Source organism: Brevibacillus laterosporus, assembly GCF_030489605.1.
GTDB lineage: Bacteria > Bacillota > Bacilli > Brevibacillales > Brevibacillaceae > Brevibacillus_B > Brevibacillus_B laterosporus_E.
In genome coordinates this window covers 1-12,791 of the sequence record NZ_JAUKFY010000019.1, presented here as the reverse complement: position 1 = coordinate 12,791, position 12,791 = coordinate 1, and the positions used below count along the sequence as shown (strand labels likewise).

Annotated in this window: 14 protein-coding genes and 1 riboswitch; of the genes, 10 read left to right on the top strand and 4 right to left on the bottom strand. The window is 40.8% G+C overall.

All coding sequences use genetic code 11. The features are described 5' to 3' along the window. Positions 1-3 precede the first annotated feature (3 nt). A complete protein-coding gene (locus QZ995_RS17775; RefSeq protein WP_301809484.1) occupies positions 4-792 on the top strand; it encodes an ABC transporter permease in 789 nt (262 codons plus the stop codon). Between the two features lie 72 nt (positions 793-864). Continuing rightward, positions 865-1,018: riboswitch (FMN riboswitch) on the top strand. Between the two features lie 278 nt (positions 1,019-1,296). Beyond that, entirely contained in the window at positions 1,297-1,938 is a 642-nt protein-coding gene (locus tag QZ995_RS17770) for an ECF transporter S component (protein ID WP_301809483.1), read from the top strand. Positions 1,939-2,017: 79 nt separating this feature from the next. Here QZ995_RS17770 and QZ995_RS17765 read toward each other — a convergent pair whose 3' ends face one another. Together QZ995_RS17765 and QZ995_RS17760 are read right to left on the bottom strand one after the other, a co-directional pair. Then, positions 2,018-2,689 carry an HAD family hydrolase gene (locus QZ995_RS17765; protein ID WP_301809482.1) on the bottom strand — a complete coding sequence of 224 codons (672 nt, stop codon included), beginning with the start codon at positions 2,687-2,689 and terminating at the stop codon, positions 2,018-2,020. A gap of 33 nt (positions 2,690-2,722) precedes the next feature. Then, on the bottom strand, positions 2,723-3,349 hold the full coding sequence (locus QZ995_RS17760) for a helix-turn-helix domain-containing protein (protein WP_301809480.1): 627 nt from the start codon (positions 3,347-3,349) through the stop codon (positions 2,723-2,725). 158 nt (positions 3,350-3,507) lie between these two features. Between QZ995_RS17760 and bcp the strand changes: the two genes are divergently transcribed. The 4 genes from bcp to QZ995_RS17740 are packed head-to-tail and all read left to right on the top strand — an operon-like array spanning position 3,508 to position 6,414. Continuing rightward, on the top strand, positions 3,508-3,975 hold the full coding sequence (gene bcp, locus QZ995_RS17755) for a thioredoxin-dependent thiol peroxidase (protein WP_301809478.1): 468 nt from the start codon (positions 3,508-3,510) through the stop codon (positions 3,973-3,975). Positions 3,976-4,002: 27 nt separating this feature from the next. Further along, positions 4,003-5,052, top strand: a complete 1,050-nt coding sequence (locus QZ995_RS17750) for a M42 family metallopeptidase (RefSeq protein ID WP_301809476.1) — start codon at positions 4,003-4,005, stop codon at positions 5,050-5,052. A gap of 17 nt (positions 5,053-5,069) precedes the next feature. Further along, positions 5,070-5,822, top strand: a complete 753-nt coding sequence (locus tag QZ995_RS17745) for a class I SAM-dependent methyltransferase (RefSeq protein WP_301809654.1) — start codon at positions 5,070-5,072, stop codon at positions 5,820-5,822. 43 nt (positions 5,823-5,865) lie between these two features. Then, positions 5,866-6,414, top strand: a complete 549-nt coding sequence (locus QZ995_RS17740; RefSeq protein WP_301809474.1) for a cob(I)yrinic acid a,c-diamide adenosyltransferase — start codon at positions 5,866-5,868, stop codon at positions 6,412-6,414. Between the two features lie 69 nt (positions 6,415-6,483). On the opposite strand, the gene QZ995_RS17735 is transcribed toward QZ995_RS17740, so the two are convergent. Further along, positions 6,484-7,410, bottom strand: a complete 927-nt coding sequence (locus QZ995_RS17735) for a complex I NDUFA9 subunit family protein (RefSeq protein WP_301809473.1) — start codon at positions 7,408-7,410, stop codon at positions 6,484-6,486. A 244-nt stretch (positions 7,411-7,654) separates the two neighbouring features. Between QZ995_RS17735 and nth the strand changes: the two genes are divergently transcribed. The 3 genes from nth to QZ995_RS17720 all read left to right on the top strand — a co-directional run bounded on the left by nth (position 7,655) and on the right by QZ995_RS17720 (position 10,967). Then, positions 7,655-8,332 carry an endonuclease III gene (nth, locus tag QZ995_RS17730; RefSeq protein ID WP_301809470.1) on the top strand — a complete coding sequence of 226 codons (678 nt, stop codon included), beginning with the start codon at positions 7,655-7,657 and terminating at the stop codon, positions 8,330-8,332. A gap of 195 nt (positions 8,333-8,527) precedes the next feature. Beyond that, a complete protein-coding gene (gene perR, locus QZ995_RS17725; RefSeq protein ID WP_301809467.1) occupies positions 8,528-8,968 on the top strand; it encodes a peroxide-responsive transcriptional repressor PerR in 441 nt (146 codons plus the stop codon). 262 nt (positions 8,969-9,230) lie between these two features. Next, positions 9,231-10,967 carry a glycosyl hydrolase family 18 protein gene (locus QZ995_RS17720; RefSeq protein WP_301809466.1) on the top strand — a complete coding sequence of 579 codons (1,737 nt, stop codon included), beginning with the start codon at positions 9,231-9,233 and terminating at the stop codon, positions 10,965-10,967. A 92-nt stretch (positions 10,968-11,059) separates the two neighbouring features. Here the strand turns inward: QZ995_RS17720 and QZ995_RS17715 are convergent, their stop codons facing one another. Then, on the bottom strand, positions 11,060-11,476 hold the full coding sequence (locus QZ995_RS17715; RefSeq protein WP_301809463.1) for a DUF2614 family zinc ribbon-containing protein: 417 nt from the start codon (positions 11,474-11,476) through the stop codon (positions 11,060-11,062). A 245-nt stretch (positions 11,477-11,721) separates the two neighbouring features. Between QZ995_RS17715 and QZ995_RS17710 the strand changes: the two genes are divergently transcribed. Then, positions 11,722-12,609: a nucleotidyltransferase-like protein gene (locus tag QZ995_RS17710; RefSeq protein WP_301809461.1), complete on the top strand. Its 888-nt coding sequence runs from the start codon at positions 11,722-11,724 to the stop codon at positions 12,607-12,609. Positions 12,610-12,791: the final 182 nt, after the last annotated feature.

The window sequence follows — 12,791 nt, the reverse complement described above, 5'->3', positions numbered from 1 at the left end:
CAGATGGGGCAAGTTATACGTTTGTTTCAAGATTATCTCAGCCAGTATTTTAAAGTAAAACTGTCGTATCGGGCCAACTTCATCGCTGAATTGCTGTCCAATATCGTAAGTGAACTGTTAAATCTGGTATTCATTTTAGTTGTATTTACACATGTTCCAAACATTCAGGGCTGGACGATGTATGAGATTATTTTTATTTATGGATACTTTTTGGTTCCATATGCCTTGTTTACGATGTTTTTTGGTTTTTGGGATTTTAACGAGCGCTATATTATCAGAGGAGAGATGGATCGCATCTTGACGCGGCCAGTCAATCATTTAGCGCAAATTTCGCTGGAATCCATTTCACCAGATCGTATATTTGGAGTCCTCACGGGGCTGTTAATTATGCTGTATGCGGGATGGAAGCTTCAGCTTACAATCTCCTGGTACGATCCCTTTATCTTTATCCTGTTAGTATTGAGCAGTACCTTGATCTACGGTGGTGTTTATACTGCAATAGCGTCCGTGAGCTTTTATAGCGACTCACGTACGGGAATAGCTCCTATGATCTGGAATATCCAAAACTACGGGCGTTATCCAGTAGACATTTACAACAATGCAATCGCAATTTTATTGAAATGGATTTTGCCATTCGCATTTGTAGGCTTCTATCCTTCTGCTTATTTTTTAAAAAAAGAGGATTTATATGGGTACACAATGCTGACTCCTGTAATGGGAATCATCTTTTTTACCTTAGGGATTTTAATCTGGAACCAAGGGGTTAAAAAATATAGCGGTGCAGGCTCGTGAGGAATAGCTTCATAAAATGATATTGTCATACGTGGAATTTCAGAGTATAATGGTTGCGTGAGAAAAATTTCACAATTCCTTCGGGGCAGGGTGAGATTCCCGACCGGCGGTGATGCGCATATCGAGCGTTAGCCCGCGAGCCACTTTTGCTCAAATGAGGCAGAAGTGTGCAGGATCTGGTGAGAATCCAGAGCCGACAGTACAGTCTGGATGGGAGAAGGATGACGACAGTACGATGCACACGTGCTTATTTTGTTGTGTCGGCTGAGGGAGAGGACTGCTCGATAAACAGCCCTTAGTTTCCCTATACCCTCTGGATTATGGTAAAGATCGTCAGTATGCCCCTGAAGAAGCATGATGCTTTTTTAGGGGCTTTTTTATTCTTTTCTAGGAGCGGAACAGTCGTCGTAAGTTTGTTTGGCAGTAAGTGAAAAAATAACACGTGGTTGCGGATTGCTGTTGCCATCTCTCAAGAAGGAGAAAGATAAAGAGAGGATGGTCAACATGCAAGGAAAAACAAGTCACACGATTCAAAGACAGCGTCTGAGAAAGCTGGTTACGATCCCCATGCTTTCAGCCATTGCGTTTCTTTTGTACTATCTGGAGTTTCATGTGCCGTTGATGCCGACTTTTTTAAAGCTTGATTTTAGTACGGTACCGGCCATTATTGGCGGGCTTGTCTTTGGCCCGGCAGCGGGAGTGCTCATTGAAGTCTTAAAGAATGGATTGCATCTTCTGCTAAAAAACACAGATGGTTTTATTATTGGAGAAATTGCTAATACGCTTGCAGGCGGAAGCTTTGTGTTTTTGGCTGTTTATACACAGCGCTTATATAAAAATAAAGTCAGTTTTGTTCTGGGGCTAACGGCAGGCACGCTTGTTATGACAGTGATTATGGCTATGGCAAACTACTTTTTATTGTTGCCTTTCTATGCGGTACTCTACTCAATTTCGATAGAGCAATTACTGCAAATGTTCCATATGAAAAGCCTGTGGAGTATGATCTTACTTGGCATTGTACCTTTTAACATTATCAAAGGTGTCCTGCTGTCGCTGATTGCTTACCCTGTATTTGTCAAAATGTCTGCACGACTTGGATTACTAGTCACCAATCCTGCTTCGTCAAGTAAACCAGTTATTTCGTAAGCTGAGACGAATTTTGCATAAAACAGAAAGAAAAAAGAGGCCGCTCCTAGCTAGATAAGGGAGGCCTCTTTTTTTGAGCTTATTTACGGTCAATATTCCATCTTTTTACCAGCCATTCCATCATCATCGCAGGCTCTGTAAATAATACATCGGGAGAAGGATCAAAAATCCCATTGCTTTGCGATGCAGGAAACCAATTCACACCAACCGCATAAATGCCGGCAGCTCTAGCCGCGGTGATATCAGCTTGGCTGTCTCCTACATAAAGAGTATGTTCCGGGCAGGCTTGGAGTTGTTGCATTGCATGAATAATGCCTTCAGGATGCGGCTTATGATTTGTTACTTCGTCGCCTGCTATGACAATTTGAAAATAATCGTTCAGTTTTAGCGCTTCAAGAGAAAGATCAGCGCTTCTTCTGCCTTTCCCCGTAATAATTCCCATCTGAATACCTGCGTGTTTTAAAGCTTCCAGCATAGTGAGCAGAGGTGCAGGGGTTTCTAGCCCGCGGTGTTCATCTACATATTTGTCATAAAAGCACTGAAGAGCTTCCTCATATTTCTCTGGCTGAATCTTATCTTTGATAATTCCCGCTTCCGGTGGTCCGAATAATTCCATAATCTGCTGATCAGAATACTCCTCTTGCAGAAACGTATAAAAGGTATGGCGCATGGCTGTAAAAATGGCTGGTAATGTATCAGCAATTGTTCCGTCAAAATCAAACAGTACGGTGTATGCATCGGACTTATGCATGCACGGCAGCTCCTTTCTGGATAGGTTGGCTACTTATTCATCATCGTCTACGAATGCAGCATTATCAGGATCATCTTGACGCGGTGAGGTTGGGAAAAGCAGATTTAGGTAATGAAAGTTTAGACGATCAGCTGACGGCTTGTTGTCTTTATATCGTTGGTAGAGATCCTTCATTTCACTAAAAAGCTGATTACGTTCTTCTTTTGTCAAATGTAAATTCCCAAAGTTGTATGCAAAGGTGTCTTGATAGTCCTTTCGTTTATCAATGTCAGATGAAGCCAGATGATTCATGGTATAAAGAAGCTCCTGTTCAGCCGCATGTAACGGAGAGAACATGATTTCGCTTAATTGCTGAGCATTTTCCTCCACAACGAGGTGCAAATTAGCCCTGATGACTTTTGCAATTGGCTGATAGTATTTTTCTACAATGGAGCCTTTTACACGGGTATCCACTTGTTGTAACAGACCGACTTTTACCAATTCTTTAACGTGGTAATGTAGCCGTGCCGCGTTTTCCCCCAGTTCAGTAGCAATTTGCTTTGCAGTTCGAGGCTCTAGGTCTTCAAAAAGCTGTAAAATTTTAACTCTTTCAGGCACAGCGAAGGATTTAAGTGCCTCAGGATCTGTTATTTCAAATACTTCTTTTATCACGTTAGCCACCACCAGGTTCTCCTTTTTCTATTTGGAAAGGTCGGAATTTTTACTATTATGTAATCGTAATGTTTTATTAAGTAAAGTGCAATGCATCTTCTCCCTTTTCTTTTTCCTACACCTAACTTTTGTTACAATAAGAAAAATGAAGGAAAGAAGGGATTTTCATGTTGGAAGTCGGTCAAATAGCACCAACTTTTAAAAAACCTGCAAGTAATGGGCAAACCATAAACCTAGAAGATTATCGCGGCAAAAACGTCGTGCTTTATTTTTATCCAAAGGACTCCACGCCTGGATGTACGACGGAAGCATGTGATTTCCGAGATTATCATGCTGATTTTGCCACTCTTAACACAGTTGTGCTTGGAGTAAGTCCGGATAGCGTTACCTCCCATGATAAATTTATTGCAAAACACGAATTGCCGTTTCCTTTAATTGCCGATGAAGACCATAGCGTTGCAGAAGCGTATGGAGTGTGGGTACTCAAAAAAATGTATGGTCGAGAGTATATGGGTATTGAGCGTTCCACTTTTATTTTAGATGCAGAAGGCAAGATTGCACAGATATATCCTAAAGTTAAAGTAAAGGATCATGTGCAGCAAGTAGTAACATACATAAAAGAACATCTGGTTTAAAAACAGCAAGAGGAGAGGAAGAATTCGATGAACTTGTCCCTGTCTTACATGATTGATACATTTGTCAAATTGGCACAAATTCCAAGTCCATCTGGTAACACCAATCAAGTAATTTCCTGGGTAACTGAGGAATTGAGCAAAAGCGGTGTACATGTTGAACGTACTAATAAAGGGGCATTGCTAGCGACAATATCAGGACGCAACAATGATAAGCATCGCTTGTTAACGGCTCATGTAGATACACTCGGTGCTATGGTGAAAGAAATAAAAAGCAATGGACGTCTCAAGCTTTCCATGGTGGGCGGCTATGCATGGAATGCGATCGAAGGTGAGCACTGCCAGATTGAAACAGCTGGGGGACGCCTGTATACAGGAACAATCTTAACTTCTAAAGCATCTGTTCACGTGTATCGCGACAGCGGCAAGGCAGAGCGTACAGAAGATTTGATGGAGGTCAGACTGGACGAAAAGGTGACGGATGCTCAAGAGGTCAAGGCTCTTGGAATTAGCGTTGGTGATTTTGTCTCTTTTGATCCTCGCACGACTGTTACAGAGAGCGGATTCGTGAAATCCCGCCACTTAGATGATAAAGCAAGCGTAGCCATTCTTTTAGGTATAATAAAAGCAGTTCAGGAAGATAAGCTAGAGCTGCCGTACACGACACATTTTTTGATCAGTAATAATGAGGAGATTGGGTACGGCGGTAATTCAAGCATTCCGGCAGCTACTGTAGAGTATTTGGCAGTGGATATGGGAGCTATCGGTGCGGGCCAAACAACTGATGAATATTGTGTTTCTATCTGCGCCAAGGATTCCTCTGGACCTTATCATTATGGATTCCGCAAGAAATTAGTTGCATTGGCTGATGAAAACGGACTTAATTATCAGGTTGATATTTATCCGTATTATGGTTCCGATGCTAGTGCCGCACTGCGAGCTGGATATGATATTGTTCATGGATTGATTGGACCTGGTGTAGATGCCTCTCACTCGCATGAGCGTACTCATTCCTCTGCTTTTGACAATACTGCTAAATTAATCATGGCTTATATTTTATCGGACGAGTTGGTAGTATAGGAGGGTCAGTGATGAATATGTATCATTGGGCTGACTATTATGATCTCACACAGCAAGGATTAGCAGGAGATTTGGCTTTTTACGAAGAATATGCTAAAGCAGCAAAAGGGGAAGTTTTAGAATTAGGGTGTGGGACCGGACGAGTAACCATTCCGCTTGCTAAGGCAGGCATCAGCATGACTGGGCTTGAAATTTCTCAGGAAATGTTGGCAAAAGCCGTAACAAAGGCAGAAGAAGCTGGTGTGATCGAGCATTTGTCTTTTGTTCAAGGGGATATGCGTCAATTCTCCTTAGGAAAAAAGTTTGGCTTAATCATGATACCCTATCGCTCCTTTTTACATTTGCTTCATATTCAGGAACAGATGAAGGCATTGCGCTGTATACGAGACCATCTTCAGCCTGGTGGTAAGCTAGTCTTTAATGTCTTTGTACCACATATCAAGCATCTTTATGAAGAGAGCGAAAAATTGACGCTTCGTGGCATGTATCCGTTGGGAGATGGACAGGAAGTTGCGATGTATGATTTTACTCGCTACGATTATTTTCAACAATTAGCAGAAGTGACACGCAGCTATGAACGTCTGGATCAAAATGGAAAAATGCAGGAGCGTGTAACTGGACGCTTTACATTGCGTTACGTCTTCCCGACAGAATTGCATCATTTACTTCGTTTAGCTGGTTTTAAGGTTTTGGAGCGCTACGGTAGCTTTGCAAAAGCTCCATTTGATGCAACTAGTACTGAATTCATTATAGTGGCTAGCCCGGCGTAATTATTTACGTTGCTTATAAAAATGAAGAAAAGGTGGGTATGACATGAAGATTTATACAAAAACAGGAGACAAAGGTCAAACATCTTTAGTTTATGGCGTACGTGTTCCTAAGCATGCACCACGAGTAGAAGTATACGGAACGTGCGATGAGGCTAACTCGCATGTTGGGGCAGCAGTATCTTTTTTACCTAAAGAGCATAAGTTGGCTGAACTGTTAGAAACGTTTCATCTGATCCAAACCAAGTTATTTCATATTGGAGCAGAGCTAGCTACACCTGAAGGGAAAAAGGTAGGTTGGCCGATCGTTGATGAGGACGTAGATTATTTAGAAAAACAAATCGATTATTTAGATGCGAAGCTACTCCCGCTGACTAATTTTGTTTTGCCAGGAGGTCATCCTGCCGGTGCTGCTCTTCACGTAGCTCGCACGGTAGTAAGACGTGCTGAACGCGGAGCAACCGAGCTTATGGAGACAGAACCAATTAATCCAATTGCTATTAAATATTTGAACCGTTTATCGGACTTTTTATTTGTTGCAGCTCGGTATGTTAATAGTCAGCTAGGAGAAACTGAACCTAATTTACATGAATAAATATCAAAACAGCCTTTTTCTTATATGTGTGTATAAGGAAAGGCTGTTTTTCATTCTAACTCCTTCAATTTATCTGGTCTTTGTTCTAATCTGTGAAAGATATTCGGATATACCAGAAGAGAATTCAATTTTGTTAATCTGAAAATCTTTGTATAATTTCTCGCTATCTTCGCAAAAATTACCTTCTTGTAGCATCGTTAACTGAGTTGTGGTGATAGGAAAAAAGGAAAACCCTTGCATCATTGTAACGATAGGCTTCATCATCCATAGTGGTACATGAAGCGTTCTTACATGTGATTTTCCAATCGCATGTCCAATGTGCTGTAGAATTTGCATATAGGAGAGCTTGTGGGGACCGCCTACTTCATATATCTGATTAGTAGCTAGCTCACTAGCGAGTGCTTGCGTAAACATCTCTGCTACTGTTTTCCGAGACACAGGCTGCAAGAGATATGTACCGCTTCCAATGACAGGAGTAAAAGGAAGACGCACTAAATCAGCCAGCATAGTGACGAATTCATCGCCTGGACCAAAAATAACGGAGGGGCGAAATATCACATAAGGGATTCCAGAGGCTTTTATAAGTTGTTCCGCTTCATACTTTGTCTGATGGTAGCCACTAACAGCTTGAGGGCGCGTACCAAGTGCGCTCATGAATATAAAGCGGTGAATAGACAGCTCTTTCGCTACTTGCAGTACATTGCGTGTCCCTTCAACATGAATTCGGGAGAAAGTAATTTTTTTACCAGCCTGTTCTCTTATAATACCTACTAAATGAATAACCGCATCACACTCTCGCATCGCTGCACGAAGAGAGTCTATTTCAAAAATGTCCCCCGTATGAAGATGGAAGTGATCGGCCTTCGAAAACAATTGTTTGATTTTTGACTCGGAGCCTTGTCTAAGTAAGCAGTGTACCTCATGGGAAGCTTCTAGTAAGGCGGCAATAATGCCATGACCTACAAATCCTGACCCGCCTGTTATAAAGACTTTCACGAAAGTTCCTCCTCTGCACCTCTTGTTCATTCATCATTCTATGAAATGCCTAGATTTACCTGTTTTTTCATTTCTTCAGCCGAATTACATTCAAATATCTATGGTGCTTATACATGTGCCCTCTTCCTTTTTTTCACTATGGAATTCCCTAGTGGAAGAGGGTTCATCAAATTTTTTCATATGTTACAATAGAACGCATGCATAAAGTAAAACTGGTTCGGAGTATAGTAGGAGGGAAAAGGAAATGCGTCGATTATCCATGAAATTATTTTTACAGACGCTGGCGGATATGTTTCCTGATGCGCATTGTGAGCTTACTCATAGTAACGCGTTTGAGTTGACGATTGCGGTACTGTTGTCAGCGCAGTGTACAGATAAAAAAGTAAACCAAGTGACAGAACACCTATTTCAAAAGTATAAGACCCCGGAAGACTATTTAAAGGTTTCGCTAGAAGAGCTCCAGGACGATATTAGACAAATTGGTCTTTATAAAAACAAGGCTAAACACATCCAGTCGCTCTGTCGTCTGTTGTTGGAAGAATACGGAGGAGAAGTGCCTAACAAGCATGAAGAGCTGGTAAAGCTGCCTGGCGTTGGACGGAAAACGGCAAACGTTGTAGTCAGTGTTGCATTTGGGGTGCCTGCTATCGCTGTAGATACACATGTAGAGCGAATATCAAAACGATTGGGATTTTGTCCTGACGAAGCTACTCCTGTTCAGGTAGAAGAAATCCTTATGAAAAAGATTCCCAAGAAGGATTGGTCAGACACTCATCATCGTATGATCTTTTTCGGTCGTTATCACTGCAAGGCACAAAGCCCGCAATGTGACATTTGCCCCTTAGAGGATGTATGCCCAACACGCAAGAAAGCTCGAAAAGTAAACAAGAAGCCAAGAGTGTCAGCGAAGAAGACATCTTAACTGGAACTTTTGAAAAAAAGAGAGGATTGGACAAGCTAATAAGGGAAACAAAGCCCAAATGCAAGCTTGTTATTGACGAACCTCCAGAATCAGCGTACACTTATTTATAACAATTCTAATTAGATTATTGTTAACGTATAAGAATATTTCTAATTACTTACTTTTTAAAGGTCATATTATGTGAGGTGCATGGCGATGATGCAACAAGTCGAGAGAGCTGTCGAGATTTTAAAGAATCAAGGTGTTCGTATGACTCCGCAACGTCATGCCATATTAGCGTATTTACTTGAGACGATGACTCATCCAACTGCTGATGAAATTTATAAAGCATTGGAAGGGAAATTTCCTAATATGAGCGTGGCAACCATCTATAATAACCTGCGAGTATTTAAAGAAGCGGGGTTGGTTCGCGAATTAACATACGGAGATGCTTCCAGTCGATTCGATGCGAATGTAGAAGATGAACATTATCACATTATTTGTTCTGAGTGCGGGGCTATTCAGGATTTTCACTTCCCGTACTTGTCACAGGTAGAGGCAGCAGCCTGTGAACAAGCTAACTTTCATGTTTCTGGACATCGCATGGAAGTTTATGGTGTATGCCAAAGCTGTCAAGAAAATAAGCCAAAGCAATGACAGGTGTTTTGGAAGAACTCTTCATGTCGTTTGTTTGAGACGTGCAGGGTTCTTTTTTTGTATATTTTGATAGCGTAAATTGGCTAGAGGACGTATCAGTTCCATTAACCGCATCTGAGCTAAGGAACAAGTGGCTATACAGAATAGGATTCGACATTTTATGAATTTTACCGCAAAATGTACAGAAGTTTGTAACCAAATAGCTTTGAAAACTGTCTCTATAATGAAGAACAAACAGAACTGAGATACATTGGGAGGAGTCATGAGCATACATTTGGAGACGTCAAAACGTCCAAGGCGAAAAAGAAGAAGGAATAGGCTTTTTCCTAAGATGCTATTTTTGGTCATACTTGCTGTAGTAGGATATTTTATCTGGATGTATGTACAATACGGTAGTCATCAGCGAGTTACTCCGTATGATGGGCGCCAACAGGTAATCGTACATAAAGGAAAGGCAGTTTTGCAATCCTATCAAATGAAGGAAGACGAGGTGCTGTTACCTTTTTCATTTTTAAAGGAACAAATCGACCAGCACTTATTCTGGGATGAACCTAGTCGCTCAGTGATCATTACTACCAAAGATAAAGTTATCCAAATGCCGAGCGAAAAATTACAAGCATTTGTTAATAAAAAACCAGTTGATTTACGTGTACCTGTCACAATTATTGACGGGGAAAAATACGTTCCAGTTAGCCCGCTAGAAAAAATATATGGTATTCATTTGCGGAAAATGGAAGGCAAAGATGTTATTTCAGTGGAAAACAACGGCGATACCATACAGCAAGGACAGGTTGTCTCTGAAAAAGATAAGACATTACCAATGAGATTAGATGCGACTAAAGAAAGTCCCATTGTCTCTGACCTTGCAGACGGTCAAAAGGTAACAATCTTAAACGAAACAAATGGCTGGTATCATCTTTTATCAAATGAAGGCGTTCTTGGTTATTTGCCAATGGATCAGGTTAAGAAATTAGATTCTTATCAGGTAGAAGTGAATGTTGATGCTCCAAAGGAACGAAATACTGCATGGAAGCCGGACGGGCAAAAATTAAATGTGGTTTGGGAGCAAGTGGTTAATCGAAATCCTAAATTGGATAGCATCCCTAAAATGCCGGGATTGCATGTGGTAGCTCCTACTTGGTTTGAATTAAAAGACGACAAAGGAACGGTTGGCAATAAAGCGGACGCTTCCTATGTAAGATGGGCTCATCGCGAAGGATATAAAGTATGGGCAGTTGTATCTAATGGATTTAATCCAGACTGGACAAAAGCAGTGCTATCTGATTTTGAAACTCGTCAAAAGATGATTACACAAATTGTGCAATATGCTAATTTGTATCAGGTTGACGGGATCAATATCGATTTTGAGGATGTATATTTAGATGACAAGCAGCGATTCGTTCAATTTGTTCGTGAATTAACACCATATTTACACGAGCAGGAGTTAACGGTGTCTGTTGATGTTACGATGATGCATGGGAGCGATCGTTGGTCTAATTTCTTAGATCGCAAGGCTTTAGCTGAAGCAGTGGATTACACGATGCTGATGGCTTACGACGAACACTGGGGCTCTAGCCCTGTAGCAGGTTCTGTAGCGTCACTGCCATGGGTAGAGAACGGCTTGAAGCAAGTATTGACGGAAGTGCCTAAGGAGAAGCTTTTACTGGGTATGCCTTTCTATACCCGTTTATGGAAGGAAGTAAAGCAAGATGATGGCAGTGTAAAGGTGTCCTCACGCGCTTTGTACATGTCGGGGGCTAAAAAGTGGATGGAGGAGCGTAATCTGAAAGCCACTTATGATGAGGCTACTGGACAAAATTATGTGAGCTATTTTGATAAACAAGACAACGCGACATACAAGATGTGGCTAGAAGATGAGACTTCACTCAAAAAGCGGATAGAGGTTTCAAAAAAATATGATTTAGCAGGAGTTGCCTCATGGCGCCGCGGCTTTGAGGAGCCAGAGATTTGGCAGCATATTCATAGCAATTTAAATTAACATGAAAAAAAGGCAGGAGATTTTCTCGCTGCCTTTTTTTATTCTATGTGCTGAGGAAAGAGCATGGTGGGCTGGTGTTTTTTTGTACTACTTTAAGAACGTATCTTCTGTTCAAGAGAAGATGGGGGTTCTGGAGTATCCTCTTCTAGTAAAAGCGGTTGGCCGCAAAACATACAAGCATCTTCTTTTCCCAGCATTTTAGTTACTTTGCCACAAGAAGGGCACTGCACCTGTGGAGATGTGGTTGAGACCATACCGGATACCATATATAGAACGGTACTGACCATCATCATCAGAAAGCCGATAATCAGGATGATGGTAAAAGTCATATGAGAGCCTTTGAGCTGTTGACTAAGCGTACCAAGCAATGGAATCTCGGCAAACCATTTGAATAAATAACCGGCAAAAGATATATACCCTATGTACATGAGGATGATACCGATAAGCATGTTCCAATTAGCCCATCCGCGAATTCGCTTAATCTTACTTAAACGGTCTACATTTTTCATAAGTGCATACCTCCCGTTGTCAGTATAGCATAAGGATTCAAAAAAGTTTTATAGTTATTTCGATCGTCAGGATATTGGAATGTGCTTGTTGGAAGTAAAGCATACTCATTCTAATCAAGGTTGTTTTTGCAGAAATGTAACTTTAATAGTGAAGAAGGAAACTTTCCTGATTTAGCGAACCTGTAAAGGAGTTAAGGCTTTCGTGATTATATAGTAAGAAAACCGGAGTGGGGGTGTGGGGAGCAATGAAAGAGAGTTTGTTGGAATATCATCAGCAGTATTTATGGGAAAAGACCATGGATGCGGATGTTTTGTCTGTTATGGCTATCGAGCAAGCCGAAAAGATTAAACTTCTTTCAGAGGGTGTTGACCTCATATCCTTTATTGTTGTTAATGATCACGAACCTAATTGGCTGGTCAAACAGTACCAATTTAAAAAAATCGCATTGGAGGAGCACATTGTTAGCCAGTGGCAAATTCAGCAATGGTGTTTACAAGGGGCTCCTAAACGAGCAAGACAGCTTTTGAAACAGGCAGATATAATCTTTGATAGATCTAATTTTATGAAAGATAAAATGTCCTGCCTCCTCCAATTGCCAAGTGAGAGGAAAAAGCAGCTTATTTATAAACACTATATGGCATTATTACATCATTTCTCTCAAGCTAAGGAACTGTTGCAGCAACAAAAGATACCAGACTCTTTTCAGAACGCTTTGCAAGCTTTGTTTCATTGGGCGTGTCTTGAGCTAGTAGAAGCTGACGAGATATTTGATGAGCCTGTATTTTATAAAGTAAAAACAATAGCTCCTACGGTGTATAAATTATATGAAGAAGTTATAACAAGTTTAGAATTTTTGGACAAGCGGATAGAATTGCTTTTGCTTCCAATCGAAATTCAATTGATGGCTAAAATAAAAATAGGATCGGAATTTCTTTTGGAACGAATGCAAAATGAGTATCGTCCATGGAGACTGGAGCAAATGTTTGAGCTAATTGTATCAGAGGAATGTAAAGAAAGCATGCCACTTTTGCTTGATAAGATGGTTAAACGTGGGTTACTACACGAGGTATTCTTGCCTGGAGAAGTAGAGTTTTTACGTGAAAAAGCCTATATGGTAGTACACGAAAAATAAAAATAAAAAAGCTATTGACTTAATGGGTATCTACATGCTATATTAATCTACGTTGTCTCGGACGCAATGTTCTGAAGCTCATGAAAAAAGATTCGCAAGTAAATGAAAAAAAGACTTGCAAAACAAAAAGAGACATGATATTATATAAGAGTCGCATCTGGTGAAGAGCGAACGAATGTTCC

Coding starts and splice junctions, on each gene's coding strand:
- QZ995_RS17775 (WP_301809484.1), top strand. CDS start 4: ATGGGGCAAGTTATACGTTTGTTTCAAGATTATCTCAGCCAGTATTTT.
- QZ995_RS17770 (WP_301809483.1), top strand. CDS start 1,297: ATGCAAGGAAAAACAAGTCACACGATTCAAAGACAGCGTCTGAGAAAG.
- QZ995_RS17765 (WP_301809482.1), bottom strand. CDS start 2,689: ATGCATAAGTCCGATGCATACACCGTACTGTTTGATTTTGACGGAACA.
- bcp (WP_301809478.1), top strand. CDS start 3,508: ATGTTGGAAGTCGGTCAAATAGCACCAACTTTTAAAAAACCTGCAAGT.
- QZ995_RS17750 (WP_301809476.1), top strand. CDS start 4,003: ATGAACTTGTCCCTGTCTTACATGATTGATACATTTGTCAAATTGGCA.
- QZ995_RS17745 (WP_301809654.1), top strand. CDS start 5,070: ATGTATCATTGGGCTGACTATTATGATCTCACACAGCAAGGATTAGCA.
- QZ995_RS17740 (WP_301809474.1), top strand. CDS start 5,866: ATGAAGATTTATACAAAAACAGGAGACAAAGGTCAAACATCTTTAGTT.
- nth (WP_301809470.1), top strand. CDS start 7,655: ATGCGTCGATTATCCATGAAATTATTTTTACAGACGCTGGCGGATATG.
- perR (WP_301809467.1), top strand. CDS start 8,528: ATGATGCAACAAGTCGAGAGAGCTGTCGAGATTTTAAAGAATCAAGGT.
- QZ995_RS17720 (WP_301809466.1), top strand. CDS start 9,231: ATGAGCATACATTTGGAGACGTCAAAACGTCCAAGGCGAAAAAGAAGA.
- QZ995_RS17715 (WP_301809463.1), bottom strand. CDS start 11,476: ATGAAAAATGTAGACCGTTTAAGTAAGATTAAGCGAATTCGCGGATGG.
- QZ995_RS17710 (WP_301809461.1), top strand. CDS start 11,722: ATGAAAGAGAGTTTGTTGGAATATCATCAGCAGTATTTATGGGAAAAG.